The sequence below is a fragment of the Bradyrhizobium sp. WD16 genome, assembly GCF_024181725.1.
Classification (GTDB): Bacteria; Pseudomonadota; Alphaproteobacteria; order Rhizobiales; family Xanthobacteraceae; genus Bradyrhizobium_A.
The window spans coordinates 5,239,053-5,263,493 of the sequence record NZ_CP028908.1; the positions used below are offsets into that span (position 1 = coordinate 5,239,053).

Here is a 24,441-nt window from a genome sequence, read left to right on the forward strand (position 1 = left end):
CTTCGTCAGTCGCTTCAGTTCGAAGAACGCCTTCTCGAGCTATCGCCGAAAGTTGGTGACGGCCGGAATCGGAAAGGCGGCATATCGTGGGGGTGCTTGACGCCTCCACTTCTCCACCGAAGGAGCGATATGCCGTGTCCAAAGATAACATTCTCAAGCTGATTCAGCCAGGAAACGTCGACGACCAACTCACTGAAATCTTGCGCAACGGGGCGCGTGCCCTGTTGGCCCAGGCGGTCGAGGCCGAAGTCGCGGACTTTGTCGGCAAGCATGCCGATTTGAAGACCGGGGACGGCCGCCAGCGCGTGGTCCGCCACGGTCACCTGCCGGAGCGAGAGGTAATGACCGGTATAGGTCCGGTCGCCGTCCGCCAGCCGCGTGTGCGCGATCGCGAGGCGGCCGCCGCCGATCCCGATCGCATCCGGTTCTCGCCGTCGATCCTGCCGCCCTATATGCGCCGGTCGAAGTCGATCGAAACGCTGCTGCCGATCCTTTACCTGAAGGGGATTTCGACCGGCGACTTCTCCGAGGCGCTGGCGGCGCTGCTCGGCAAGGACGCGGCCGGGTTGTCGGCATCCGCCATCGGCCGTCTGAAGGACGGCTGGCTCGACGAGCACGCCGGGTGGCAGAAGCGCGATCTGTCGGCGAAACGCTACGTCTACATCTGGGCCGATGGCATCCATCTCCAGGCGCGCCTCGAAGACGAAAAGCAGTGCATCCTGGTGCTGATCGGGGCGACGCCGGAGGGCCGCAAGGAACTGGTCGGCTTCACCGATGGCGCCCGCGAGAGCGCGCAGGACTGGCGCGATCTGCTGCTCGACCTCAAGCGGCGCGGGCTCGAGGTGTCGCCGCGGCTCGTCATCGCCGATGGCGCGCTCGGGTTCTGGAAAGCCGCCGGTGAGGTCTGGCCGAAAACACGCGAGCAGCGCTGCTGGGTGCACAAGACTGCGAACGTGCTCGCCAAGCTGCCGAAGAGCCAGCAGCCGAAGGCCAAGCGCGCATTGCAGGAGATCTGGATGGCTGAAACCAGGGCCGCCGCCGAGCTGGCGTTCGACGCCTTCATCGAGAGCTACACGCCCAAATACGAGAAAGCGGCCGACTGCCTGAGCAAGGATCGGGACGCTCTACTGGCGTTCTACGACTTCCCGGCCGAACACTGGAAACACCTGCGGACGACCAATCCGATTGAAAGCACCTTCGCGACCGTGCGCCACCGCACGATCCGGTCGAAGGGTTGCCTGTCGAACAGGACCGCGCTCGCGATGGTCTTCAAATTGCTCGAAGGCGCACAGAAAAGCTGGCGTCGCCTCGATGGCCACAACCAGTTGTCAAAACTCGTTCTCGGTGTGACATTCAACGACGGGATCGAGGTCATCGCCAAGCCGAACGACCGTCAGCCCGTAACCGCCGCCGCCTAACCGGTCCGGCCGTCACCAAAATTTGGCGATAGCTCCGCCTTCTCACCCCGCTCCATCTCCGCATACCGCGGGTCAACGGGAGCTGCGTCCATCTGGACCGCGACCGCCCCTTCGAAAGGGTCAGAGAACTGATTGGCCGACGCAAAATAGATCTGGCTGGTCTCAAGGATCGAAATGAAACGCTCCATTCTGAAATATTTCCAGAGGCCTTCCTGCCATTCTATTTTTCCACTATTGATTTCGCGCACGTAGTAGCCTCTCCCGTTTTTATTGCCGCGTTGAACATGGTATGTGCGGGGAAAAATCTACGCGCCCTCGCCAACATCGCCGTTTGCTGCGTCAAATAATGGTATGAACGGGTCACCTGCCTGTCTGCGGATAGCGACGCAGTCATCGCAAAGGCGGAGCGTGTCTACTCCGCCCGGCGGGCGGTGGTTTGCTTCCAACCGATAGTCCTTGGCAGGATCGTCGCCGCAGATCGAACAGACGTCCATTCGGCCGGCGAGTTCGATGACTTTGCGCGTCATCATCGCCTTTGGCGAGTCCCATTGCTCCAGGGCAGTGAACCATTCGGGCGTATGCGGCGTGAGATGTGTTGGCGCTGGTCGTGAGAAATGACCATTTGCGTGGAGCCATTCAGCCGCTACGTCTATGCGTTGTTGGTGGAGCGCCGCCAGATGCTCGTACAACGCCGCCATTACCCGGAAAAACTGAAGATCGTATTGCCGCGAGAAAAGCAGATATCCGCCGCGATTGACGATATAACGGTTCGGCCCACCATCCTCGTTCTCCAGCACACTCCAGCAATAGGCCTCGGCCTGGTCGGCCGGCGCGGCGTTTAGGAGGGCGAGATCATACTGCCAGGGATTCTTGTCCAGCTCGACCTTCCAGAGCGAGAGGTAATTCGACGTCTCAAGTAGCCGACAGAAGTCGCTATCACATTCCGGATGGCTCACAAGATGACAGTGGAGATCGTCGAAGGTTTGTATGTCTGGGTTCTTTGCACGGGCACCACCAAGAACGGTGTTGATCGCATCCCGCATGAGCTGCGGGACGTCGTCGTTTCCGTCCCACCATGCGGCTTCTTTGGCAGTCACCGGCACGGTCGCATCTGCCACCGAAGCCAGAAGCGGGCTGTTCTGAATGTTGGCGGGTGAACAGAAATTGGGATTAGCGACAAGATGGATACCCGCAGACGCGAAGGCTTGCGCGACGAGGCGGGAGCAGAACTGTCTCTTGCTCAATTGACGCGCCCCGCCCAGCAACGTCAACATCGCCTCCTTGGTGGAATATTGCGTGCCGATGTGCCCGCGCATGTAATTTCGAACCGCCGCGAGTTGGTGATCGGAAAGGCCTTCACGCAGACGCAGGACGTAGACCGAGCAATCTCCATCGAAGAGCAGTCGCTGCGTATTGCGCGCATGAACACCCTCGCCAGTTGCGTCGATGATCGATCTGTCCTCGACGCACACCATGGCATGAGAAATGTCGCTGCCGGTTGCGACGCGAATGGCTTTGCTTACTGCAGCAGTCGTGGTCGTGAGAACGATATCGCCGGGCTTCATCACGGCCTCGTTTAGCCGCTTCAGACCTGGGCGCGCCTCTTTCGCAGCCTGCAATCCGGCAATTGCGATCTCGCCGCTCATTTGCTCAATCTCGCTGCAGAAGCGGCTTGAGGCATAAGGAACGCTGCCAAATCTCTGATGACGATCCCTAGATCACCAGGATCATGAGCGACGTCGCCGACGAACGCCCGCCACTGTCGCTGCTTCTGCGCATCCTCGGCAAAGGCCGTTGTCAACGCATCGGGTGGGTCTTGAGGAACTGGCGTTCCACGTCGCGCGAACGTGGCGGCAATCGCTCGTGGCAATCTGTCATCGTCGAAGGTGAAGGACCGGCTGAGAATCCAGATGTCGTAGAAGTCCTTCATCCGGCTGTTTGCTCGCCCCAACGCTATCATCGCCTGGAACTTCTCGGCGATCACCGTCTCGCGCGCATAGGCTCGCAGGCGGGGCGCGGGAAACTCCAGCATAGAAGGATAGTCCAATACCTCGAGCCCTGGCTCCATTGCGTCTCCAAAGCCGATGTCGATGGTCAGGCCGACGCGGGCTCCGCTTATCGAAGCCGTTGTTCGCAGCCGCAGTCCCCCGTATTCCAGCTCCTCACGGATGCGATCGACGCGCAGCGCCGCAATGTCGAATTCCACGCCATCGGCGATTTCCAGCGCCATGATTTCGCGGAACGTCGCCAGCATTGGTTCGGCTTCGGGATTTCCAAAACCCAACAGATCAAGATCGCGCGTGCCACGATGAGGGTCGTCAAACCAGCTCATCATCAGCATCGCGCCTTTCAGAACGAAGCGGTCGGCATGCGATGATTGACCGAGCCTGAAGAGTAGCCGTTCGAGGGCGAAGCGCGTCAGGACGAGATCGAAGCTCTGTCCACTCGCCTTGGCGAGTTGCAGCAGGCGGGTGCGCACCGAGGCACCGATATTCTTGAGCTCTTTAGCCATTGGCGGTCAGTGCCTCGAGATAGGGGCGAATGACTGTCGCGACCGCGCCACGCTCCGCCTGCTTGGCAATTTCGTCTGGGGTCGCCTTGCGCTGACGCAGCGCTTCCTGGAGGCCTTCAATCGCGACGGACAGGCCAATCTTGTTCCGATATCGGAAGCAGTCTGCGATCGTCTTGGCGACGCCGAAGACATTCACTGACACCCCCTCGATGGTGTGGGTCTCGACACCATCCGCTAGCAGGCGATCCGTGAATCGTACGAGCCGAATTGACACGCCGTCAGCCTTGGGCGCCCAATCCTTTTGGCCGATGGCCATCCACACATGCCTGGGCAGTTGATCGGTAAGGCCATGGAACGCGAGCGCTGAGACGAGGCAGACAACCCCCTTTGGCAGGCGTTTTGCGGCCTCTGCGAGACTGTGGTGAACGTCGAGAGGGGCATCAGGGAGCTGATAAAGCCCGCGCGCGAGCCGGAGCACCTCGCCATCACGCTCCATGCGGCTCATGGTGGCAGCCGTCACTCCCTCTGCGCGCAGTTCCGCCAGGCGCGCGATGCCACGCGCTTTCAGCACGGTCTGGGCAATTCGGCGTTGGGACACGGGTTCGGGCAAGATACGTCAGCTCGGAGAGTTGGTGCTATTATCCGAGCTTTTGTATCACGCCTCTCTTCCAAAAGGAAGGTATGCCGCAACACAATCAGGCAACTAAGCCGGACTGCAACCGATGAAACAGGTCCGAAAATCTAGGCATCAGATTTACCCCGCCGCGCCCTCGCAAATCCCCGGTCGGTTGCCATGAACCGCTCCAGCATCGGCACGATCAGCCGAACGGGATCGGCGGCGACTTGTCCTCCCTCCCGTCCGAGAATTTCGGAATAGGCGGTCAGGTCTCGATGGATACTGGCGGGCAGCTCCAACGTGACCTTCACCGGCTTGTCGTCGGCGATCGGGCCGAGTTTCAGCTTTGCCATGTCAGCCTCCATAGGGCTCAAGCACGAGATCGCGGGTAACTATCACGCGGACCGGGAAGCCTGGCCGGATAGTCAGCGTCGGCGCGATGTTGAGCTGGCGCTGCACGATCTGCTGACCGGTCTGGTTGATGCTGTCGGATGCGCCGTTGCGCAGCGCGCGGATGATGTCACTCTCCTGGCCCGATGATCCCGCCTCGGCACCAACGCTGAGCAGCGTTGACAGCGCCGCGGCCTTGAACAACTCACCCCAATGGTAATCGACGCCATCTTCGAGCCCGGCATAGCCTTCGGCGTCCGCACCCGGCTGGCGCTCCAATACGATCGAGCGGCCATTGGGGAAGATGAGCCGGTTCCAGACGAGCAGCAAACGGCGCTGGCCGAAGCCGACGCCGTTGTCGTACTGACCGATGATCCGCGTGCCCTGCGGAACGAGCAGGATGCGCCCGGTCGGGCTATCATAGACGTTCTCCGTGACCTGAGCAGTGATCTGGCCGGGAAGATCGGAGCGGATGCCGGTGATGAGTGCCGCCGCGATGACCGCCCCCGCCTGAAGCACATTGGCCGACGCAGGAGCGGCGATACGATCCGGTGAGACCGTGCGCTTGTCGGGTGCCTGGTTCAGAAATGCGAGTTGACGATCCTGCGCGGACGGCGTCGCCGGCTGTGGTGCCAGCCCAAGGCTGGAGAGGTCCGCCTGCGGCGTGACCGCCGCTTGCGGCTGCGGGACAGCGGTGCTGGCTGGCCGCGTCTCGGTCGAAGCAAAGAGACGTGCCGTCCGTGCGGCCTCCGACTCCTGAATGCGGCGCTGCTCTTCCTGACTGATCCCCGGATTGGGCGTCGCGATCCCCGGTGTCGGCACCGGCTGCCCGGCATTCTGGGCGCTGAGGATCGGGCGGCCGAGGTCGCCCGGCAGCGGCGGACCGAGCTTCGGGATACCGGCATAGTCCTTCGGCAAGGCGGCGAGGCCGTCGGGCGTCGTCCGGTTGTCGGTCGAATACAGTTCCTCGTTCGTCTTGCCGCCGCGCTGGGTTTGAAGCGCGTAGATCAACGTTCCGCCGATACCGGTGCCGGCAAGCACACCAAGGGCGATCAGCACCTTTCGCGACAGACGCGTCACGCGCGGCGGTTCGGGCCGCAGCCGCATCGGGGCGACCGGCTCGCCGGTCAGCGGCCGGGCCTCGTCGTCCGCGTCCGGCTTCTGACGATCGGGGTCGATCTCACTCAAGATGCCGGCCTCCCGTCGGTGCGAGAAATGCGAACGCTCTTCTGGTTCTTGTCGGAGCCGAAGCGCAGCTCGGCGGCGGCGAACAGCCGGTCGACGATCATGTAGTTGTCGCGCACCCGATAGTTCACCAGCTCCGACGTGTCGCCCTCCGGACCGACAACGAAGAGCGGCGGCATCTCGCCCTGACCGATGCCGCGCGGGAACTCGATGAACACCTGCTTGCCGTCGTCGAAGGCGCGGAGCGGCCGCCACGGCGCGCGGTCACCGGTCACCTCGTAGCGGAAATTGACACGCGAGAGATCGATGCCGGTCGCCACCGGCTGGACGGCTTGCGCTTCCGCGTTCTGCCGGCGCAGCGCGATGAGCTGGTCCTGCGGATACTGCCAGGACACCGAGGCCATGTAGGTCTTCTCGGTCGCGCGCAGCTCCATGTGGTAGGTGCGCGCATTGGTGTTGATGACCAAGTTGGTCATCAACTCGGGCCGCGTCGGCTTGACGAGGATATGAACCTGCTTCGTCGCGCCTGCGCCGCTTTCGGTGTCGCCGATGATCCAGCGCACAGTGTCGCCGGCGGCAACGGGGCCGGAGCCGACCAGCGTTTCGCCAGGCTGCAAGGCGATGTCGCTGATCTGGCCGGGTGCGGTGTAGACTTGATAGAGCGCGCCTTCGACGAAGGGGTAGACCTGGATGGCGTTGATGAAGCCATTCCTGATCGGCTGCATCCGCGCGGTGGCGTTGGCCTCGTTCACCCGCGCGGCTGGATCGGGCAGCTCGGGCGTCTGCTTGCCGTCTTTGCCGACCGGCTTCAGCTGACCGGGCAGCGGAAGCGGCTTCGGCAATTCCACCACCCGAACCGGCGCCGGCGGATCCGCGGTCTGAACCGCAGGCATCGCATCGTCATAGGAGATTTCGGGCGGCTTCTGCGCCGTGGCGCAGCCGGCGACCACGGATGTGAAAGCCAAGAGAAGCGGCAAGGCGGATTTACGGAAAGCCGGACGTCCCGCTTGTCCGGGGGCGGCTTTGCGGAAGGTCGGCGTCATTGGGTCAGCTCCTTCGACCAGTTGATGGCGGTGACGTAGATTCCGAGTGGGTTGGCCCGAAGCTTTTCGGCGTCGCGCGGCACCTGCACGACGACGGTCAAGATGGCGGTCCAGCGCTCGGTGGAGGCGAGCGAGCCGTCCTGATAGGTCCGCTGAACCCAGGCGACACGGAAGCTGTCGGGCGACGCGCGGATGACGCTCGAGACATCGACGGCGATCTGCGTCTTGCCGACTTTGGTGAAGGGGTCGTTGGCGCGGGCGTAGTCGTTGAGCGCCAGTGCTCCGGCCTGCGTGGTGAAGTCGTAGGCCCGCAGCCAGTTCTGGCGGACAATGATCGCGTCGGCCGGGATCGAACGGACCTCTTCGATGAAGCGCGCGAGATGGAAGGCGATCTGCGGATCGGTCGGACGATAGTCGGCGGTTGCCGGAGCGATGGCCTGCGCTGCCCCGAGCTTGTCGACCTGCACCACCCACGGCACGACCGAGCCGCTCAGCGATTGCCAGACCAGCGCCACGGAGAGGCCCGCCGACAAGGCCAGTGATCCAAAGGCCATCAAGCGCCAGTTCTTCGCCTGCACACGAGCCGAACCGATGCGCTCGTCCCAGACTTGGGCAGCGCGCTGATAGGGCGTCTCGGGTTCGGGAGATTTGCCGTAGTGGGTGGAGGGTCGTTTGAACATCAGCGGTCACTTTCAGAAAGATGGACGGACGAGCCGCCGCCATGGCTGTCACCGGACTTGACCGCATGGGCGGCGGCCTGGACGCCGTGCGACATCGCTTGCGAGCGCTTCATGCGCTTGGCCCAAGCGGGCGGATCCTCGGTGGTTGCGGAAGAAGATGCAGCTGCATCCGTTGCGCCGCCTTCGCCGGTGACCGACTGGCCACCAGATCCGAAGCTCTCCTTCATCGACGCGGCGGCGCGCTTGAACGGGCTACCGATGGCTGCGCCGAGTTTGGAGGCGCCGGTGCTGGCGACATTGCCGAGGCCAGAGGCGACGCCTGACGCGCCAGTGTGTCCGGCGGCACCGAGGCTGTAGGCGGTGGACGCCCCACCGGCGAGTGCTGCCCCGCCACGCGCTGCTGCGGCAGCACCTCCCGCCAATGCGGCGCCACCGGAGGCGACAGCACCGACCGTCGCAGCACCCGCCATCGCTATGCCGCCAGCGGCAAGGCCTGTTCCAATCGCCGCACCGGCGCCGAGTTGCGGCCCTCCGGAGACGAGACCGTTGGCGATGCCGGGACCGAAGATGCCGAGGCCGAGCAGCGACAACGCCGCCAGCACGATCGCCATGGCGTCGTCGATGGTCGGCGTCGCGCCGTTGAAGCCGGCGGTGAACTCGGAGAACAGCGTGGAGCCGATGCCGATGATGACGGCGAGAACCATCACCTTGATGCCCGACGAGATGACGTTGCCGAGCACCCGTTCGGCCATGAAGGCGGATTTGCCGAAGAGACCGAAGGGGATCAGCACGAAACCGGCGAGCGTCGTCAGCTTGAACTCGATCAGGGTGACGAAGAGTTGGACGGCGAGGATGAAGAAGGCGAGCAGGATCAGCGCCCAGGCGAACAGCAGGCAGGCGATCTGGATGAAGTTCTCGAAGAACGACACCCAGCCCATCAGATCCGAGATGGAGTCGAGCAGCGGTCGTCCGGCATCGAGGCCAGTCTGCGCCACCTTACCGGGACGCAGAAGATCGGCAGTTGAGAACCCCGTACCCGACGCCTTCAGACCCAGCCCCGCGAAGCTCTCGAAGACTATGCGCGCGAGGTTGTTCCAGTTGCCGATGATGTAGGCGAAGACGCCGACAAACAGGGTCTTCTTGATCAGCCGCGCGATGATGTCGTTGTCGGCACCCCACGACCAGAACAGCGCCGCCAGCGTCACGTCGATGACGATCAACGTCGTGGCGATGAAGGCCACCTCGCCCTGCAACAGGCCGAAGCCGCTGTCGATGTAGCGGGTGAAGACCTCAAGGAAATGGTCGATGACGCCGGAGCCGCCCATGGTCAATGCGCCTCCCGCGAGGTGGCACCGAGGAACCGGTCACGGTTCTCCGCCCATGCCTTGAGGCAGCTTGCATCACGGCTGGCGGCCTCGCCCATGTCGCGGCAATGCCGTAGCGTGGCGCGCAGCGATCCGGGATCACCGACGTGAGGACGGCTGACGGTGCGGATCTCCGTCGCTCCGTCGTTACGCGTCAGTTCGATCACCGTGGCGGTGATCGCCACCGCGACGAAGGCAACGGCGCCGAAGCGTGCGAGGGTCTTGCCGTCCATCGCCGCGCCCTCAGTTGCTGCCGTAGAACATCTTGGCCGAACCGGGCTGATAGCCCGTGCCCGGCGTCAGGAAGCGGCGGCGCTGTTCGCGGCCCTGCTCGGCCGCGGCCGCCCGCTCGGCATCGGTGAGCGCCTGCGCCCGGCCGTTCGCCGCAACGACGGCCGTGAGGTCCGCGAGCTGCTGCGCCTGGAGCGCGAGAAGCTGATTGCCGGCCTGCGTTGCCTGGAGCGCGCCGGTCGCCGACTGGCTGGCGCCGACAAGCGTCGACATCTGCGTACGATTGCTGTCGATGTTGCCGACGACGCCGGCCTGCACGCGCATGGCGTCCTGCAAACCGCCGACCGTGTTCTGCCAGCGCGACCGAGCATCGGCAACGAGCTGCTGGTCCGACGCCGACATCGAGGCGGTCGAGTACTTCTGCTGAAAGGTCCGATCGACCAGCTGAACGTCATAGGCGATGTTCTGCGCTTGCCTCAGGAGCTGCTGCGTCCGCTGCACGGACTGTTGAAGCTGCTGGAGCGACGAATACGGCAGGCTCGCCAGATTGCGGGCCTGATTGATCAGCATCTGCGCTTCGTTCTGCAGCGAGGTGATCTGGTTGGTGATCTGCTGGAGAGCGCGGGCGGCCTGAAGGACGTTCTGCGCATAATTCGTCGGGTCGAACACGATGATGGCGTGCGCGGGTGTCGGCAGCATCGGCGCGATGGCGGCGGAGGATGAAAGCAAGGCAGCGGCGAAGCGCGCCGCGCGCGAACGGCGCAGGGTCATGGACGTGTCTCCAGATTGGTGAGGTCGGGAATGAGGTCGGCGGCCCAGCCGGCGCCGCGATGGCGCAGCCATGCGTCGAGGAAACCCTCGCGGCCATGCTCGGCGACGATCTTCGCGATCCCCGCCTGATCCGTCTTCGAGGACGCGGCGCAGAGCGCCAATGCCACCCCCGACAGGCCCAGCTCGAACAGCCGGTTGCCGCGCCGAGATTGGCAGTAATAGTCGCGCTTGGGCATGGCCCGCGCGATGATCTCGATCTGCCGATCATTGAGGCCAAAGCGACGATAGATGGCGGTGATCTGCGGCTCGATCGCGCGTTCGTTCGGCAGCAGAAGCCGGGTCTGACAGCTCTCGATGATGGCGGGTGCTATCGCCGATCCGTCGATGTCCGACAGGCTTTGTGTGGCGAAGATGACGCTGGTGTTCTTCTTGCGCAGCGTCTTCAGCCATTCGCGAAGCTGTCCGGCGAAGCCCTCGTCGTCGAGCGCCAGCCAGCCTTCATCGACAATGATGAGCGTCGGCGATCCGTCGAGCCGATCCTCGATGCGGTGGAAGAGATAGGCCAGAACGGCGGGCGCGGCTTCTGTGCCGATCAGCCCTTCGGTCTCGAAGGCTTGCACCGTCGCAGTGCCGAGATGCTCGGCCTCGGCGTCCAGCAATCGGCCCCAGGCCCCGCCGATGCAGTATGGCCGGAGCGCCTGTTTCAGGTCGTTGGACTGCAACAGGACGCAGAGACCGGTGATCGTGCGTTCCTCGATCGGCGCCGATGCCAGTGATGTCAGTGCCGTCCAGATATGCTCCTTGACCTCCGGCGTGATGACGATGCCTTCTCGGATGAGGATGGCGACGATCCAGTCCCCGGCCCAAGCCCGTTCGGCCGTCTCTTCGATGCGGGCGAGCGGCTGGAGGCTGACGGAGGTTTCCGAACCGTCCGTCAGCCCGCCACCGAGATCGTGCCAGTCGCCACGCATGGCGAGCGCGGCGGCGCGGATCGAACCGCCGAAGTCGAAGGCGAAGACCTGAGCCCCGGCATAGCGGCGGAATTGCAGGGCCATCAGCGCGAGCAGGACGGATTTGCCAGCACCGGTCGGGCCGACCACCAGGGTATGGCCGACATCGCCGACGTGAAGGGAAAACCGGAACGGGGTCGAGCCCTCGGTCTTGCCAAAGAGCAAGGGGGCGGCGCCAAAGTGCTCGTCCCGTTCCGGCCCCGCCCACACGGCACTGAGGGGGATCATGTGGGCGAGATTGAGCGTGGAAATCGGTGGCTGCCGGACATTGGCATAGACATGGCCCGGCAGGCTTCCGAGCCAGGCGTCCACGGCGTTGATGGTCTCGGCGACGCCCGTGAAGTCGCGGCCCTGGATGACCTTCTCGACCAACCGCAGCTTCTCGTCGGCGACGCGGGGATCGTCGTCCCACACCGTCACCGTCGCGGTGACATAGGCGATGCCGGCATAATCGGCACCCAGTTCCTGTAGGGCGAGATCGGCGTCCGCCGCCTTGTTCGATGCATCCGTGTCCATCAGCACGGATTGTTCGTTGGTCATCACCTCCTTCAGGATTGCTGCAATCGACTTGCGTTTGGCGAACCATTGGCGGCGAATTTTGGTCAGCAGCCTCGTCGCGTCGGTCTTGTCGAGCAGGATCGCGCGGGTCGACCAGCGATACGGAAATGCCAGTCGGTTCAACTCGTCGAGCAGGCCCGGCGTGGTCGCGGTCGGGAAGCCGGTGACGGTGAGGACGCGCAGGTGCTGCGCTCCCAGCCGCGGCTCCAGCCCGCCGGTGAGCGGCTCATCGGCTAAGAGCGCGTCGAGATACATCGGCGTCTCGGGAACGCGGACGCGATGCCGGCGCGTGGAGACGCAGGCGTGCAGATAGGTCAGCGTTTCCGCGTCATCGAGCCAGAGGCATTCCGGCATGAAGGCTTCGATGAGATGCAGCAGCCGGTCGGTACGGTCGGCAAAGCCGGTCATCACCTCGTGCGCGTCGATGCCGGTCTTCTCGCGACCTTCGTAGAGCCACGTCTCGGCACGCGCAGCGTCCTCAGCCGGTGGCAGATAGACGAAGGTCAGGAAGTAGCTCGACTCGAAATGGCTCCCCGCTTCTTCGAAGTCGGATTTCCGTTCGGCATCGACCAAGGCCGAGGCAGCATCGGGAAAGCGGCTCACGGGATAGACGCCCGCCGCATGGCGTTGAGCTTCGACGAAGATCACCCAACCGCTGCCGAGACGGCGGAAGGCATTGTTGAGGCGGCCAGCGACGGCAACCAGTTCAGCCGGCACGGCCGAATCCAGATCGGGACCACGGAAGCCCGCGGTGCGCTGGAAGCTGCCATCCTTGTTGAGCACGATGCCGGGGCCGACCAATGCCGCCCAGGGCAGGAAATCGGCGAGCCGGCGGTTGCGATTGCGATATTCGGCGAGGTTCATCACTGCCGCGTCCCCTCAGACCGAAAGGTGCGCGGGGATGCGCAGATGGCGACGGCCGACCTCGACAAAGAGCGGGTCGCGCTTCGCCGCCCACACCGCCGCGAAGTGGCCGATCATCCATATGGCGATGCCAACCAGCCAGAGGCGCAGGCCGAGGCCGACCGCGCCGGCGAGCGTGCCGTTCATGATGGCGATGGCACGCGGCGCGCCGCCGAGCAGGATCGGCTCTGTCAGCGACCGGTGAACCGTCACGGTGAAGCCCGAAACCTCGTTCGCCTGTTCGACGACGCCCGCCATCAGACCAGCGCTCCGCCGCCGAACGAGAAGAACGACAGAAAGAAGCTCGATGCGGCAAACGCGATCGAGAGGCCGAACACGATCTGGATCAGGCGGCGGAAGCCACCCGAGGTGTCGCCGAACGCGAGCGCCAAGCCCGTGGAGATGATGATGATGACGGCGATGATCTTGGCGACCGGGCCTTCGATCGACTGCAGGATCTGCTGCAGCGGCTGTTCCCACGGCATCGACGAGCCCGAGGCATAGGCGGGTGCCGTCACCGTCGCGCTGAGCGCGACGATGGATACGGTCATGGCGAAACGTTGGCGCGCGAGGCGTGCGACTTGGATCACGGAGTTTCTCCTTCAGGGTTGGTGCTGATCGCGTTCGATGCACCGTCGATGGCAGGCACGACGCGGTAGTCGCCGTCCGGGCCAAGGCCATCGACACGGGCGAGTTCGGCGAGCCGGCGCGCGGCACCACGGCCGGAAAGCACGGCGACGAGATCGATGGTCTCGGCGATCAGCGCGCGCGGAACGGTGACGACGGCTTCCTGGATGAGCTGTTCCATCCGTCTCAGTGCGCCGATGGCGCTGCCGGCGTGGATCGTGCCGACCCCACCTGGATGGCCGGTGCCCCAGGCTTTGAGCAGATCCAACGCTTCCGCGCCGCGCACCTCCCCGACCGGGATGCGGTCCGGGCGTAGGCGTAGGGATGAGCGGACAAGATCGGAGAGTGAGGCGACGCCATCCTTGGTGCGCATGGCGACGAGGTTCGGCGCGGCGCATTGCAGTTCGCGCGTATCCTCGATGATGACGACGCGATCCGACGTCTTGGCCACCTCGGCCAACAGTGCGTTGGTCAGCGTCGTCTTGCCGGTCGAGGTGCCGCCCGCGACGAGGATGTTGGCGCGGGCGGCAACGCCTTGGCGCAGCGCCTCGGCCTGAGCAACGGACATGGTCCCGGCACGGACGTAATCGTCGAGCGTGAACACGGCGACGGCGGGTTTGCGGATGGCGAAAGCGGGAGCCTCGACCACGGGCGGCAACAGCCCCTCGAACCGTTCGCCGGTCTCCGGCAGTTCGGCCGAAACGCGCGGGCGCCCAGCATGAACCTCGGCCCCGACATGGTGCGCGACCAGGCGCACGATGCGCTCGCCGTCGGCCGGCGATAGTCGCTCGCCCGAGTCCGACAGCCCTTCGGAAAGCCGATCGATCCAGATGCGCCCGTCAGGGTTCAGCATCACCTCGACAACGGAGGCGTCTTCGAGAAACCGGGTGATGGCGGGGCCAAGCGCCGTGCGCAGCATCCGCGCGCCGCGAGCCAAGCCTTCCGTATTGTGATGCGAAACCGCCATCTGATCCCCGATCTCGCCGGGGAGAAATCAGACGGTCCCCAGACGGGGTCGATTAAAAGAGCCGGAAATTGGGCTGATTCAACAAGGATTTGATGACGTGCGGCCTTGGCGAAGAAAAGGCGGCGATCGGCGGGATCGGATATTCGCTACGGGCCAATCGATTCAGCTCAGCGCTGTGCGTTCTCGACGTAGGTCGCCACCGCCTTCTTGTTGTGCGCGTCGATCAATTGGGCTCCGTCGGCAACGAGATCGGCAAGGGTCTGCTGTTTCAGGACAGCCCGCCAAGCTTCCTCGGCGGCGATCATGCGGGTCTTGATGAAGCAGTCCGCCTTGTAGACGCACGGGTCCTTCGCCTTGCCGGGGCCGCGCCGGCGGATTTCGCGGCAGACGAAGGCGGGCTCCCGTCCGTCGATCGCTTCGACGATGTCGAGCAACGTGATGCGCGCCGGGTCGCGCGCCAGCCGATAGCCGCCGCGCGGCCCCGGCACGGCATCAATGACGGAAGCCGCAGCGAGCGCCCGCAGGTGCTTCAGAAGATAGGTTTCGGAGACGCCGTGCAATTCGGCGAGGCTCTTGCCCGGAAGCACCTTACCCTCCGGCAATCCGGCCAGCACCAGAGCGCAGTGCAATGCCGCCTCCACCCCGTCACTCATGCGCCGCATCGCCTTCTCCCGTTCCGTTCTTGGATTGCGTCCAAATCATGGATATATATTATCCATGATTCTCAGCCAACCCCTCTCGCTACCGGAGGCACCCATGCACCCCAGACTGAACATCGCCGCGCTGGCACCCGAACTCTATCAGGCTGTCCGCACCCTCGACGGCGCCGTGACCAAGTCGGGCCTCGACAAGCGCACGCTTCACCTCGTCAAGCTACGCGCTTCACAGATCAACGGTTGCGCCTACTGCGTCGACCTGCATGTGAAGGACGCTCTGGCAGACGGGATGGACGCCCAATTGCTGCATCTCGTCGCCGTCTGGCGCGAGTCCCCGTTCTTCGATGCGCGCGACCGGGCAATTCTCGAATGGACCGAGAGCGTGACGCTCGCCGCCGAGACGGGCATTCCCGACGCTGCTTTTGAAACCGTCCGCGCCATCTTCTCGGAGACCGACATCGCCAAACTGACGATCGCCATCGGAACCATCAACATCTGGAACCGCATCGCGGTCAGTTCCCGCATGCAGCACCCGGTCGGCACGGAAAAGAACGCGGTTGCTCCTTGATCGATTTGCCCTTGACCCTGACATTGATGTCAGGGGTTACGAGATGCAGCAGGAGGGCGGATGAAGATCGGAGACGTTGCAAGAAGGACGGGGGCGAGCGTGCGCTCCATCCGTCATTATGAGAAGGTCGGCCTGATCCGCGCCACCCGCGAGGAGAATGGCTATCGCGATTTCGACGAAGCCGATGTGCTTCTGGTGCGCCGCATCGGCCGGATGATCCGGCTCGGCTTCACCACCGAGGAAATCGCGACCTTTCTCAACTGCATCGTCGACGATCCCGCCACGGTCACCGCCTGTCCGAAGGTGGCCGCTGCTCATCGGTTGAAGCTCAAGGCGATCGAACAGCAGATGGCCGATCTCGAAACTCGTCGCCAGAAGCTTCTCATCACCCTGAAGGCTGCCTCCGGTCAGGACGACACCAGCGTACCGGAGACGCTTGCCCATGCCGAAGCCATCCCCATCGCCCTCGCTCATCCTCGCCACCCTGGCGCTCGCGGTCTATTTCGTCGGCGCCGTTGAGTTCATGCTCGCGCCGATGCTGACGCCGCTGGCGTCGGCCTTCGCCGCGAAACCCGCCGATATCGCCTGGCTCGTCTCTGCCTATGCGGTGTCCTACGCCGTGCTTGCCCCGCTCATCGGCCTCCTCAGCGATCGGATTGGCCGGCGGCGCCTGCTTCTCCCAGCATTGGCGCTGTTTGCCGCCGACGCGCTGGCCGTCGCCTTCGCCCCCTCGCTCACCTTCGCGATCGTCGCCCGCATTCTCGGCGGCGCAGCGGGCGCGGCCCTGACGCCGACCGCCTTTGCCCTCATCGCCGAGACCGTTCCCGAAGACCGCCAAGCCGGCGCCATGGGCCTCGTCCTCTTCGGCCTGACCCTCGGCATCGCCACCGGGCCGACCTTCGCGGGGCTCCTCACCGATGCCTTCGATTGGCAGGCGCCGTTCATCGCCGTGGCCTGCGGCTGCCTCGCCGTTCTCGTGCTGGCCGCGCGCATTCTGCCTCCCTCCGTGGCGCGGCAGGGCCGACCGCTCAAAGCCTCGGCGGCCCGCCTGCTCGGTGGCGCGACCTTCCGGCCCAACCTCTCCAAGGGCTTCTGGCTCGGCGCGACCATTGCCGGCTTCCTGATCTCCGGCGAGGTTCTGCGCAACCGCTATGGTCTCTCCACCAGCATGGTCGGGCTCTCGGTCACCGCCTTCGGGGTCGGTCTCGCGGCAGGCAACCTTGCCATCGGGCGCCTGACCGCCTGGGCCGGACGGCCAGAGACTGTCCTCATCTTCGCTATCGCGCTCATCTTCGTGACGCAGAGCGCCTTCCTGGCGACCGACCCGAGCCTCGGTTTGGCGATCGGACTACTGGCTCTCTGGGGCTTTGCCTCAGGCCTCGCCGCACCCGCCAACACCGCCATTCAGGCGAGCCGAGCCGGCTCGGACGCCGGCTTCGTGCTGGCGTCGTCGGAATCGCTGAACAACGGCGCGCTGCTCGTGCTGGCGCCGATCGTCGCGAGTTGGATCGGAGGTGGGGACACCATCAATGCGGCCATTCTGCTCGGCGTCTGCACGCTTGCAGCACTCGGCGTCAATCTTATCGACCGGCAGTACCGACCGACAGCCCTTCCATGCGAGACGAATTAGGGGCTCGGCTTTGCCACTTCCTGGCTCGCTTCCACATCTCGCGACAGCTCCTTCAAAAAGCGATCTCCGCCGGCGAGTTTCCGTCCGAGCGTTTGCAGGAAGTTCTCGAAGCGCTCTGCGCCCTTCGCCCTCGCCGAGGCCTGCGCGCTGTCGGGCAATGGTGGTGTGATGGTCAGCCAGAAGCGGATGAACAGCGAGAGCGTCTCTCCGACGATGGCGATGTCTTCATCGAGTTCATCGATCTGGCGGCCGATACGATCCATGCGGCGGGCGAACACGGCCTCAAGTCGCTCGGACGCATCCGCCGACAGGAAGGACGCGACGGCTGCTTCGATCACGGCGGATTTGGAGATGTTGCGACGGAGCGCCAGCGCCTCGACCTTCTTCAGGAGTTCGGGGTCGAAATAGACATTCATGCGGGTCTTGGTCTGCATGGCCATCCTCACAGTTCGAGGCCATCAGCCGGGTCCATCGTTGCCTGCCGGGCATTCGATGTGACCTGCTGGCGCAAGCGGCTGGCCCGGGCGGCGTCCACATCGGGATCGTCGTCGAGAACATCGAACTCACTGAGGGGTGATCGCTCGGGTGGCGCGATCTCCTCATGTTCCGGCAATTCCGGCTCGCGGCGAATGCCGGCATTGGCCGGATCGAAGCTCACGCCATTCCCGTTGTCGGATGTTGCTCCAGCCGATGCCGCCGGGATCGCCAGCGTCGACCAATCATCCGCGGACTGCGCTGCCGGCGCGGTCGCTGTCGGCGCCTTCGGCGGCGGCAAGATGCGTTCCTTGAAGCGAGCATCCTCGTAGTAGCGCGCCTTCTTTGCCCGCACGGGCGGCACACCTGCGACCAGCAGCAATTCGTCGGCGGGCGGGAGCTGCATCACCTCTCCGGGGGTGAGCAGCGGCCGCGCCGTCTCCTGCCGCGAGACCATGAGATGGCCGAGCCAGGGCGACAGCCGGTGCCCGGCATAGTTCGTGGAGTCGCGCATCTCGGTGGCGGTGCCGAGCGCATCCGATACCCGCTTGGCGGTGCGCTCGTCATTGGTAGCGAAGGCGACGCGCACATGACAATTGTCGAGCACGCTGTTGTTCGCGCCATAGGCTTTCTCGATCTGGTTGAGACTCTGCGCGATCAGGAAGGATTTGATGCCGTAGCCCGCCATGAAGGCCAAAGCCGACTCAAAGAAATCGAGTCGGCCGAGAGCTGGAAACTCGTCCAGCATCAGCAGGAGGCGATGCCGGTTGGCGGATGTCTTCAGGTCTTCAGTCAGACGCCGTCCGACCTGATTGAGCAGCAGGCGGATCAGCGGCTTGGTGCGGTTGATGTCGGAGGGCGGGACGACCAGGTAGAGGCTGACGGGTTTCTCCGCCGTGACAAGATCGGCAATGCGCCAGTCGCACCGCGCCGTCACCTTCGCCACCACGGGATCGCGATAGAGGCCGAGGAATGACATGGCGGTCGAAAGCACGCCAGACCTCTCGTTGTCGCTCTTGTTGAGAAGCTCGCGGGCCGAAGACGCGATGACGGGGTGAACGCCGGTCTCGCCCAGATGCGGCGTGCTCATCATGGCGCGCAGCGTCGCCTCCACGGGCCGCTTCGGATCGGAGAGGAAATTGGCGACGCCGGCCAGCGTCTTGTCGGCTTCCGCGTAGAGAACATGCAGGATCGCGCCGACCAACAGCGAATGACTGGTCTTTTCCCAATGGTTGCGCTTGTCGAGCGCGCCTTCGGGATCAACGAGGATGTCGGCGATGTTCTGCACGTCGCGGACTTCCTTGTCGCCGCGCCGCACCTCCAGCAGCGGATTATAGGCCGACGATGCCGGATCGGTCGGATCGAACAGCAGCACGCGGCCATACCGTGCGCGAAAACCAGCCGTTAAGCCCCAATTCTCGCCCTTGATGTCGTGGATGATCGTGCTGCCCGGCCAGGTCAACAGCGTCGGCACGACGAGGCCGACGCCTTTGCCCGATCGCGTTGGGGCGAAGCACAGCACATGCTCGGGGCCGTCATGACGGAGATAGTCACCGTCGAGCCGGCCAAGCAATACGCCATCGGGGCCGAGCAATCCGGCGGCGCGGATTTCCTCCGGTTCGGCCCATCGCGCCGAGCCGTAGGTGGCGACGTTCTTCGCCTCGCGCGCTCGGATCACCGACAGGGTGATGGCGACGATGATCGAGATGAAGCCGCCCGACACGGCGATGCAGGCGCCTTCAATGAAGATCGGCGGCGCATAGGCGTCGTAGCAATACCACCACCAGAAGAAGATCGGCGGATAGTAGATCGGCCAGCCGGCTAGCTCGAACCATGGGACGCCAAGCTGCGCCTGAAAGCCGAGACGCCATGCCGTCCACTCGGTCGCACACCAGATGGCGGTGAGCACGATCACGAGAACGACGGCGACTTGTCCCCACAGGACGCGGCTTCCGGACATAAAGGCTCCAATCGGCAAAAGAGACGGAGCCGATCAGAGAATGCCAGCAATGGCGGCAAGCAACAGAAATGACCGAAGATCGTGCTATCGGATACCGTCGCGAAGAAAAAGGAGGGAAGCCATGTCGCGGAGCATCAGGAGCATCATGCCAGCGATCAGCTTGAGCGCTTACCTAACAAAACCACAGACCGTATAATGGCTCTATCTTGCGCTGAAAGAAGCACGGCGCGTCTGAAATTTGGATAATTGCCCGATGACAACAGTGAGCCGCCCCGATCTGACCGACATCCATAGAGGTGATTGGGTGGATCGGCTATTGCCGCAGGTGATGCGGCCCTATACTCGTCTTGCGCGGCTGGATCGGCCTGTGGGAATTTGGCTGACGCTTTTCCCGTGCTGGGCCGCATTGTTTCAGGCTACGCATGGCTTGCCTGACATCCGTGATCTGCTGGTGTTTACACTCGGCGCCTTCTTGATGCGCAGTGCCGGCTCGACGATCAACGACATGGCTGACCGCAACTTCGATGGTCATGTCGAGCGCACGAGGTTCCGGCCACTGGCGAAGGGCGAGATCAGCCTGATCCGGGCCATGGTCTTTCTTGCCGTGGAGTTGACGCTTGCTGCAACGCTGCTGGTCTTCCTGACGCCGTTTGCCAGCCTTCTGGCGATTGGCGTCCTGCCGCTGGTGGCGCTCTATCCGTTCTGCAAACGCTTCACCCATTGGCCACAAGCGGTTCTGGGTGCTGCCTTCAACTGGGGAATGTTGGTGGCCTGGGCGCAGATCGTCGGACACGTCCCCCCGGGCGCTATGCTGATGTGGGCTGGCGCGATCGCTTGGCAGATCGGCTATGACACCACCTATGGCTATGTCGATGTAATGGACGACAAACGCCTGGGCCTGAAATCGACGGCGATCCTATTCGGCGCGCATGGTAAGGCCCTGATTGGGCTGTTCTATGGCTTGGCGGTGCTGGCGTGGTCGGTTGGCGGCTGGATGCTAGACATGTCCGGCCCTTATGCCATCGGGATGCTGGTGATCGCGGCACATCTCGGCTGGCAGGCATGGCGATTCCAGCTTGATCGTCCCGAAGTCAATTTCCGCCTGTTTCTAGCAAATATTCTTACTGGTGCGCTTCTGGCTACCGCCGCGCTTGCCGGAGCCATCTGAAGCCACGTTCACTCCGTCCCGCGAAATGGATTCGATTCCCGGCCTTTCCGATCTCGAGAGTACCCAGCGAAACATCTATGTCAGTTATTGTGGTCAGTGCCGCGTCGATCGCGCCTTAGACGCCGCCCGTTCCAGTATCTTGCGGTAGCCAGTCTTGGTCATCCACCGCGCGCGGGCAAGGTGGCTTTCCCAGCATGTCCGGGCTCGACCTGATGCCGATTTCGGATCGCGGTGCAAAACGATGCGAGCCGCCTCTGTCCAGTCGGCTCCATCCATCTCAGCATCGAGCAATCGCAGATACGTGACGAAGTGTCGTTCGTCGTAGACCGTGATCTCCGGTTCGCTGGGAGCGAGATCGTCGACATCGGGATCGAGTTCGGGGCGTATCCGCATCGGATGGCCCTCCTTTTGACAGTACAGCGGCCCGAAAGGAATAGTTCAACAGCTCTTCAATTTTGAGACAAACAGCTTGGTGAGCCACGGCTCTTTGCGGCAGCGGGCTGGAATTCATCGTTTGGCCGAGCGGATCCATAGCACGTTTCAGCACGAATCGGAATGATCGTTCCTGGAACGATCATTCCGATACAGGCCCTCATATCGCCATGGATCTCAAGGAGGTTATGGCGGTCAATCTGCGTCGGCTGCGCCATGACAAGCAAATGACGCAGGAAGAGCTTGCTGACCAGTCCGGCCTGAGCGCGCGCTATATCGGCGCGATCGAGCGCGCCGACGTTTCCGCCAGCGTCACGGTTCTTGGGCAGATTGCTGAGGCGCTTGGGATTGAGCCGGGCGAGCTTCTGAAGGAATTAGCCAGATCGCGCTGATTTGCTTATCTCGGTGGCGAGATCGAGCAGATTCCTGAGGGCCGGATCGCGATTATGCGGCGACCAGACCGCGCTGAATCTGGCCCGGTCCGGCTCGTCGGCGATAGGTCGGAACAGGACACCAGGAAACGGGACGTGAGACGCGGCTTCGCTCGTCAGCGTGATCCCCTCGCCATCTGCAACCATGTGCATCAGCGTGTCTCGACCGACATCGCACCGACGAATGCGTGGCGACTTCTCTCGCTCGACGAGTCTGCGAACGATATGGTCCTGGACTTGCGGACCGGCGCCGCTTTGTCGGACCAGGAAAGTTTCTGCGGCAAGGTCGCGCCACGTGAGACGCTTCATGCACGCCAATGGATGGCCCTGCGACAGCACGGCCATCAAGGCTTCCGACCATAGCTGTCGTGAATGGCAGTCGGGCACGTCCACGGCCCCAACCACGAAGGCGATGTCCAACTTGGCCTCGCGGACCTGACGAATAATCTCGTCGGTGCGTCCCTCGAAGATAGCGAGTTCAATTTCCGGACGTTCTTCCCGATGCCGACGGCGCAGATCGGCCAGGAACCCCGAACCGATCGAAGACAAGAGCCCGATCGACAGGCGACCAACCGCGCCGTTCATGACCGCCCCTGCGGTCTTGATCGCAAGATCAAGGTGGCCAATTCCAGCGGCGACCTCGGTAGTGAAATTGCGCCCAGCGTCGGTCAGACGGACGCCACGGTGGCGGCGCTCGAACAGAACGACACCAAGATCCTCCTCCAATGCCTTGATCCTGGTGCTCACGCTCGACTGACTGACGCCGAGGGCATTCGCAGCGTGGCGGAAGTTGAGATATTCGGCAACGGCAAGCGTCTGAATGAGTGACGCGAGAGGAATGCGTGACCCTAGCGAGATCGGCATTCCCCATTGGCGGTCAATCATTGGTGCTGTATGCCGCCGTCGTCGCATGGGTTCCAACCGCGCCGTTAATCGTTGTGAACTACGCCCCTGTCGGAGACCAGAATCCGGTGAACCGCTTGTCCCAGGCGGCTGCGTGCAAGGATGCGACAAGCCGACGATTAGAGGCCGGTCGGAAGGCGAAGTAAGAGCCGTGTTGCACGATCAACGACCGACTTCCTAACCGGGCAAAGCGACGACAAACAGCACAGGCGATGCCAACACCGAGCAACGATAGGAGATAACGCTTATCGTGATCATCTGCCTTCAACAATGTCCGCTGCTATGGCGCGGGCTTCGTCAACCGTAAAGTGGCCGGAGATTTCGCCAGCCCCTCCGTCGATCCCAGCGCGAATAGTCAGCACGGACATCACCCGTCCATCCACCAGCATAGCCAAGCGGTGACCGATGTTGTTGCGCGTGACCACCGCCAGCCGGCTGGCCCCCTCCGGTGTGAGGCGGAATCTGACGACAGGCCCGCCTTGCTGATTTACGATTGCTTCCGCATCGACGACCATATCGCCTGAGATGACAATCTCGGGCTCCAGCGAGACGGTGCTGCCCTTCGTCGCGACCCCGCCACGTTCATCCACAAGGCGCATGGTCAATCCCCGGACGGATTTAGCCGCCTGCGCAATGACCGGCGCTGGTGCGTCCTGCGTTGCGGACGCTGCGTAACCGGTTCCCAACGAAAGCATAGCAACAAGGACAGCGCCCAAGAGCCGCCAGGATTTATCAGGTCGAACGTGTTTCAACATCGCAATTCTCTCCTCTAGAGGGTGGATTGTCCGGGCAGGCCACGAGCATCCCAATGGCACAGAGGCCGAACTTTGGGTTTTCAGCATGGCGTTGGCGTAGATGCGCCGCTTATGCGGAAACTGAGCAATTACATCCGCGTCGCACGCGAGTTCCTGGTCGAGGCGGGCTAGATGTGCGGCGAGATGCACCAGCGGATTGAACCAGCCGAGGCATTGGATCAAGGTGATCAACCCAGTAACTACTGGGTCGCCGCAAGCGACATGTGTCCGCTCGTGAACAAGGATCATCTGCTGTTCATCAGGTGTGAACCGCTTTTCGAAGTCCCACGGCAGGACAACTTGCGGGAAGACAACGCCGACGACCGCAGGACCGGCTGTGCCTGCCTTTGCACGTCGAATGAAACGCTGCTGGCTTGCAATCACCCACAAAAGACTTACGACCACTCCGACCACCCAAATCGTGAGGATTAGGCCCGCATGATCGGCAGAGTTCCCCGTTGAATTGCTCCAAGCGACCACCGCTGCGACCGGCGAGAATGCCACATTCAGCGATGGAGACGACGGGAACACATCAGGCGCGATGGGCAGAGAAGCGCCGAGGAGCGCAGCCGGAGTAATGAGCCACAGCTGATACGCGACACGTGCACCGAACCATCTGCGGACCGGTTTTCGCAAGACGACCGCCAATATAATCGCGACGGAGACTGCGAGCGTGGCTTTGATCAGCAGAATAAGGATGTCACTCATTTTCCAGCGCCTTGATGAGAGCCTTGAGGCGCGCGATATCATCCGCGTCGAGTTTGCGATGTTCAGCGAAATGCGCTACCAGCGGTGCGATTCGGCCTCCGAATAGACGGTCCAACAAACCCTGGCTTTCTGCGAGGGTATAGTCCGACCGCGCCACGACGGCGCTATACTCGTAGCGGCCAGCGTTCCTCGCCGACCGGATGTGCCCCTTTTTGAGGAGGCGATTGATCAGGGTCTTGACCGTCGCGAGCGCCCATTCTTGGGCTGCTACTTCGGCCACGATCTCATCCACTGTCAGGGAGCCTCTGCGCCACAGCGCCTCCATGATATGGCTTTCCGCCGCAGTAATTTGCATAAATTTACACCCGTAATTCGTCGCTAAAATTACACATGTAAATTCTCTTGTCAACGAGGGTAGCTGACTTTCGAGCCTGCTCCTCAT

The 24,441-nt window shown here is 63.2% G+C and carries 28 protein-coding genes and 1 pseudogene; 7 read left to right on the forward strand and 22 right to left on the reverse strand.

The window, feature by feature from the left end; translation table 11 throughout:
• The first annotated feature begins 134 nt into the window (after positions 1-134).
• A complete protein-coding gene (locus tag DB459_RS24220) occupies positions 135-1,418 on the forward strand; it encodes an IS256 family transposase (RefSeq protein ID WP_253707432.1) in 1,284 nt (427 codons plus the stop codon).
• Here the strand turns inward: DB459_RS24220 and DB459_RS24225 are convergent.
• The 16 genes from DB459_RS24225 to DB459_RS24300 all read right to left on the reverse strand — a co-directional run bounded on the left by DB459_RS24225 (position 1,415) and on the right by DB459_RS24300 (position 14,928).
• The gene (locus tag DB459_RS24225; protein ID WP_253708975.1) at positions 1,415-1,666 is read right to left on the reverse strand and encodes a hypothetical protein; all 252 of its coding nucleotides are present in this window, start codon (positions 1,664-1,666) and stop codon (positions 1,415-1,417) included. The two genes, DB459_RS24220 and DB459_RS24225, sit on opposite strands and share 4 nt — an antisense overlap.
• Before the next feature lie 57 nt (positions 1,667-1,723).
• On the reverse strand, positions 1,724-3,064 hold the full coding sequence (locus DB459_RS24230) for a YiiX/YebB-like N1pC/P60 family cysteine hydrolase (protein WP_253708978.1): 1,341 nt from the start codon (positions 3,062-3,064) through the stop codon (positions 1,724-1,726).
• Positions 3,061-3,930 carry a nucleotidyl transferase AbiEii/AbiGii toxin family protein gene (locus DB459_RS24235; protein WP_253708983.1) on the reverse strand — a complete coding sequence of 290 codons (870 nt, stop codon included), beginning with the start codon at positions 3,928-3,930 and terminating at the stop codon, positions 3,061-3,063. The genes DB459_RS24230 and DB459_RS24235 overlap by 4 nt, the downstream gene beginning before the upstream one ends.
• A complete protein-coding gene (locus tag DB459_RS24240; protein WP_253708985.1) occupies positions 3,923-4,540 on the reverse strand; it encodes a type IV toxin-antitoxin system AbiEi family antitoxin domain-containing protein in 618 nt (205 codons plus the stop codon). Before DB459_RS24240 ends, DB459_RS24235 begins: the two co-directional genes overlap by 8 nt.
• A 131-nt stretch (positions 4,541-4,671) precedes the next feature.
• Entirely contained in the window at positions 4,672-4,899 is a 228-nt protein-coding gene (locus DB459_RS24245; protein ID WP_253708988.1) for a DUF2274 domain-containing protein, read from the reverse strand.
• Between the two features lies 1 nt (position 4,900).
• Positions 4,901-6,124: a TrbI/VirB10 family protein gene (locus tag DB459_RS24250; protein WP_253708991.1), complete on the reverse strand. Its 1,224-nt coding sequence runs from the start codon at positions 6,122-6,124 to the stop codon at positions 4,901-4,903.
• Positions 6,121-7,164 carry a P-type conjugative transfer protein TrbG gene (trbG, locus tag DB459_RS24255; protein WP_253708993.1) on the reverse strand — a complete coding sequence of 348 codons (1,044 nt, stop codon included), beginning with the start codon at positions 7,162-7,164 and terminating at the stop codon, positions 6,121-6,123. The genes DB459_RS24250 and trbG overlap by 4 nt, the downstream gene beginning before the upstream one ends.
• Complete coding sequence (gene trbF, locus DB459_RS24260) at positions 7,161-7,844, reverse strand: conjugal transfer protein TrbF (RefSeq protein ID WP_253708996.1); 684 nt, start codon at positions 7,842-7,844, stop codon at positions 7,161-7,163. The genes trbG and trbF overlap by 4 nt, the downstream gene beginning before the upstream one ends.
• The gene (gene trbL / locus DB459_RS24265; RefSeq protein ID WP_253708999.1) at positions 7,844-9,169 is read right to left on the reverse strand and encodes a P-type conjugative transfer protein TrbL; all 1,326 of its coding nucleotides are present in this window, start codon (positions 9,167-9,169) and stop codon (positions 7,844-7,846) included. Before trbL ends, trbF begins: the two co-directional genes overlap by 1 nt.
• A gap of 2 nt (positions 9,170-9,171) precedes the next feature.
• Positions 9,172-9,441: a putative entry exclusion protein TrbK-alt gene (trbK-alt, locus tag DB459_RS24270; protein ID WP_253709002.1), complete on the reverse strand. Its 270-nt coding sequence runs from the start codon at positions 9,439-9,441 to the stop codon at positions 9,172-9,174.
• Between the two features lie 10 nt (positions 9,442-9,451).
• Positions 9,452-10,210 (reverse strand): P-type conjugative transfer protein TrbJ, encoded by a 759-nt coding sequence (gene trbJ / locus DB459_RS24275; RefSeq protein WP_253709004.1) that lies wholly within the window; start codon positions 10,208-10,210, stop codon positions 9,452-9,454.
• Positions 10,207-12,645, reverse strand: a complete 2,439-nt coding sequence (trbE, locus tag DB459_RS24280; protein ID WP_253709007.1) for a conjugal transfer protein TrbE — start codon at positions 12,643-12,645, stop codon at positions 10,207-10,209. Before trbE ends, trbJ begins: the two co-directional genes overlap by 4 nt.
• 12 nt (positions 12,646-12,657) lie before the next feature.
• Positions 12,658-12,939, reverse strand: a complete 282-nt coding sequence (locus DB459_RS24285) for a VirB3 family type IV secretion system protein (protein WP_253709010.1) — start codon at positions 12,937-12,939, stop codon at positions 12,658-12,660.
• Positions 12,939-13,232 carry a TrbC/VirB2 family protein gene (locus DB459_RS24290; RefSeq protein WP_253713684.1) on the reverse strand — a complete coding sequence of 98 codons (294 nt, stop codon included), beginning with the start codon at positions 13,230-13,232 and terminating at the stop codon, positions 12,939-12,941. The genes DB459_RS24285 and DB459_RS24290 overlap by 1 nt, the downstream gene beginning before the upstream one ends.
• Positions 13,233-13,267: 35 nt before the next feature.
• On the reverse strand, positions 13,268-14,275 hold the full coding sequence (gene trbB / locus DB459_RS24295; RefSeq protein WP_253709013.1) for a P-type conjugative transfer ATPase TrbB: 1,008 nt from the start codon (positions 14,273-14,275) through the stop codon (positions 13,268-13,270).
• Between the two features lie 167 nt (positions 14,276-14,442).
• Positions 14,443-14,928, reverse strand: coding sequence for an Rrf2 family transcriptional regulator (locus DB459_RS24300; protein ID WP_253709016.1), 486 nt, complete (start codon positions 14,926-14,928; stop codon positions 14,443-14,445).
• A 103-nt stretch (positions 14,929-15,031) separates the two neighbouring features.
• Between DB459_RS24300 and DB459_RS24305 the strand changes: the two genes are divergently transcribed.
• The 4 genes and pseudogenes from DB459_RS24305 to DB459_RS24315 all read left to right on the forward strand — a co-directional run bounded on the left by DB459_RS24305 (position 15,032) and on the right by DB459_RS24315 (position 17,129).
• On the forward strand, positions 15,032-15,499 hold the full coding sequence (locus tag DB459_RS24305; protein ID WP_253713685.1) for a carboxymuconolactone decarboxylase family protein: 468 nt from the start codon (positions 15,032-15,034) through the stop codon (positions 15,497-15,499).
• A gap of 60 nt (positions 15,500-15,559) precedes the next feature.
• Positions 15,560-15,697 (forward strand): annotated as a pseudogene (locus DB459_RS27645) (MerR family DNA-binding transcriptional regulator); the annotation flags it as partial.
• A gap of 45 nt (positions 15,698-15,742) precedes the next feature.
• Positions 15,743-16,018: a hypothetical protein gene (locus tag DB459_RS27650; RefSeq protein ID WP_371927007.1), complete on the forward strand. Its 276-nt coding sequence runs from the start codon at positions 15,743-15,745 to the stop codon at positions 16,016-16,018.
• A complete protein-coding gene (locus tag DB459_RS24315; RefSeq protein WP_253709022.1) occupies positions 15,942-17,129 on the forward strand; it encodes an MFS transporter in 1,188 nt (395 codons plus the stop codon). The genes DB459_RS27650 and DB459_RS24315 overlap by 77 nt, the downstream gene beginning before the upstream one ends.
• On the opposite strand, the gene DB459_RS24320 is transcribed toward DB459_RS24315, so the two are convergent.
• Both DB459_RS24320 and DB459_RS24325 read right to left on the reverse strand, forming a co-directional pair.
• Positions 17,126-17,563 (reverse strand): CopG family transcriptional regulator, encoded by a 438-nt coding sequence (locus DB459_RS24320; RefSeq protein ID WP_253709026.1) that lies wholly within the window; start codon positions 17,561-17,563, stop codon positions 17,126-17,128. The genes DB459_RS24315 and DB459_RS24320 overlap by 4 nt on opposite strands.
• A gap of 8 nt (positions 17,564-17,571) precedes the next feature.
• Complete coding sequence (locus tag DB459_RS24325) at positions 17,572-19,563, reverse strand: conjugal transfer protein TraG (RefSeq protein WP_253709028.1); 1,992 nt, start codon at positions 19,561-19,563, stop codon at positions 17,572-17,574.
• 253 nt (positions 19,564-19,816) lie between these two features.
• Here DB459_RS24325 and ubiA point away from each other — a divergent pair, with 253 nt between their 5' ends.
• Positions 19,817-20,731 carry a 4-hydroxybenzoate octaprenyltransferase gene (gene ubiA, locus DB459_RS24330; RefSeq protein WP_253709031.1) on the forward strand — a complete coding sequence of 305 codons (915 nt, stop codon included), beginning with the start codon at positions 19,817-19,819 and terminating at the stop codon, positions 20,729-20,731.
• A 93-nt stretch (positions 20,732-20,824) separates the two neighbouring features.
• Here the strand turns inward: ubiA and DB459_RS24335 are convergent, their stop codons facing one another.
• Complete coding sequence (locus tag DB459_RS24335; protein WP_253709034.1) at positions 20,825-21,124, reverse strand: DNA -binding domain-containing protein; 300 nt, start codon at positions 21,122-21,124, stop codon at positions 20,825-20,827.
• A gap of 209 nt (positions 21,125-21,333) precedes the next feature.
• On the opposite strand from DB459_RS24335, the gene DB459_RS24340 reads away from it, so the two are divergent.
• Positions 21,334-21,555 carry a helix-turn-helix domain-containing protein gene (locus DB459_RS24340; protein WP_253709036.1) on the forward strand — a complete coding sequence of 74 codons (222 nt, stop codon included), beginning with the start codon at positions 21,334-21,336 and terminating at the stop codon, positions 21,553-21,555.
• Here DB459_RS24340 and DB459_RS24345 read toward each other — a convergent pair.
• The 3 genes from DB459_RS24345 to DB459_RS24355 all read right to left on the reverse strand — a co-directional run bounded on the left by DB459_RS24345 (position 21,538) and on the right by DB459_RS24355 (position 24,441).
• A complete protein-coding gene (locus DB459_RS24345; protein WP_253709037.1) occupies positions 21,538-22,479 on the reverse strand; it encodes a LysR family transcriptional regulator in 942 nt (313 codons plus the stop codon). The two genes, DB459_RS24340 and DB459_RS24345, sit on opposite strands and share 18 nt — an antisense overlap.
• A gap of 272 nt (positions 22,480-22,751) precedes the next feature.
• On the reverse strand, positions 22,752-23,999 hold the full coding sequence (locus DB459_RS24350; protein WP_253709039.1) for a M56 family metallopeptidase: 1,248 nt from the start codon (positions 23,997-23,999) through the stop codon (positions 22,752-22,754).
• Complete coding sequence (locus tag DB459_RS24355; RefSeq protein WP_371926813.1) at positions 23,992-24,441, reverse strand: BlaI/MecI/CopY family transcriptional regulator; 450 nt, start codon at positions 24,439-24,441, stop codon at positions 23,992-23,994. Before DB459_RS24355 ends, DB459_RS24350 begins: the two co-directional genes overlap by 8 nt.

What these genes read in the sequence shown, in the direction of transcription:
- DB459_RS24325 (WP_253709028.1), bottom strand. Translation starts at nt 19,563, where the DNA reads ATGTCCGGAAGCCGCGTCCTGTGGGGACAAGTCGCCGTCGTTCTCGTG.
- trbG (WP_253708993.1), bottom strand. Translation starts at nt 7,164, where the DNA reads ATGACGCCGACCTTCCGCAAAGCCGCCCCCGGACAAGCGGGACGTCCG.
- DB459_RS24290 (WP_253713684.1), bottom strand. Translation starts at nt 13,232, where the DNA reads ATGACCGTATCCATCGTCGCGCTCAGCGCGACGGTGACGGCACCCGCC.
- trbL (WP_253708999.1), bottom strand. Translation starts at nt 9,169, where the DNA reads ATGGGCGGCTCCGGCGTCATCGACCATTTCCTTGAGGTCTTCACCCGC.
- DB459_RS24345 (WP_253709037.1), bottom strand. Translation starts at nt 22,479, where the DNA reads ATGATTGACCGCCAATGGGGAATGCCGATCTCGCTAGGGTCACGCATT.
- DB459_RS24320 (WP_253709026.1), bottom strand. Translation starts at nt 17,563, where the DNA reads ATGCAGACCAAGACCCGCATGAATGTCTATTTCGACCCCGAACTCCTG.
- DB459_RS24300 (WP_253709016.1), bottom strand. Translation starts at nt 14,928, where the DNA reads ATGAGTGACGGGGTGGAGGCGGCATTGCACTGCGCTCTGGTGCTGGCC.
- ubiA (WP_253709031.1), top strand. Translation starts at nt 19,817, where the DNA reads ATGACAACAGTGAGCCGCCCCGATCTGACCGACATCCATAGAGGTGAT.
- DB459_RS24335 (WP_253709034.1), bottom strand. Translation starts at nt 21,124, where the DNA reads ATGCGGATACGCCCCGAACTCGATCCCGATGTCGACGATCTCGCTCCC.
- DB459_RS24340 (WP_253709036.1), top strand. Translation starts at nt 21,334, where the DNA reads ATGGATCTCAAGGAGGTTATGGCGGTCAATCTGCGTCGGCTGCGCCAT.
- DB459_RS24230 (WP_253708978.1), bottom strand. Translation starts at nt 3,064, where the DNA reads ATGAGCGGCGAGATCGCAATTGCCGGATTGCAGGCTGCGAAAGAGGCG.
- DB459_RS24355 (WP_371926813.1), bottom strand. Translation starts at nt 24,441, where the DNA reads ATGAGGAGCAGGCTCGAAAGTCAGCTACCCTCGTTGACAAGAGAATTT.
- trbJ (WP_253709004.1), bottom strand. Translation starts at nt 10,210, where the DNA reads ATGACCCTGCGCCGTTCGCGCGCGGCGCGCTTCGCCGCTGCCTTGCTT.
- DB459_RS24245 (WP_253708988.1), bottom strand. Translation starts at nt 4,899, where the DNA reads ATGGCAAAGCTGAAACTCGGCCCGATCGCCGACGACAAGCCGGTGAAG.
- DB459_RS24315 (WP_253709022.1), top strand. Translation starts at nt 15,942, where the DNA reads ATGCCGAAGCCATCCCCATCGCCCTCGCTCATCCTCGCCACCCTGGCG.
- trbB (WP_253709013.1), bottom strand. Translation starts at nt 14,275, where the DNA reads ATGGCGGTTTCGCATCACAATACGGAAGGCTTGGCTCGCGGCGCGCGG.
- trbF (WP_253708996.1), bottom strand. Translation starts at nt 7,844, where the DNA reads ATGTTCAAACGACCCTCCACCCACTACGGCAAATCTCCCGAACCCGAG.
- DB459_RS24350 (WP_253709039.1), bottom strand. Translation starts at nt 23,999, where the DNA reads ATGAGTGACATCCTTATTCTGCTGATCAAAGCCACGCTCGCAGTCTCC.
- trbK-alt (WP_253709002.1), bottom strand. Translation starts at nt 9,441, where the DNA reads ATGGACGGCAAGACCCTCGCACGCTTCGGCGCCGTTGCCTTCGTCGCG.
- DB459_RS24285 (WP_253709010.1), bottom strand. Translation starts at nt 12,939, where the DNA reads ATGGCGGGCGTCGTCGAACAGGCGAACGAGGTTTCGGGCTTCACCGTG.
- DB459_RS24235 (WP_253708983.1), bottom strand. Translation starts at nt 3,930, where the DNA reads ATGGCTAAAGAGCTCAAGAATATCGGTGCCTCGGTGCGCACCCGCCTG.
- DB459_RS24305 (WP_253713685.1), top strand. Translation starts at nt 15,032, where the DNA reads ATGCACCCCAGACTGAACATCGCCGCGCTGGCACCCGAACTCTATCAG.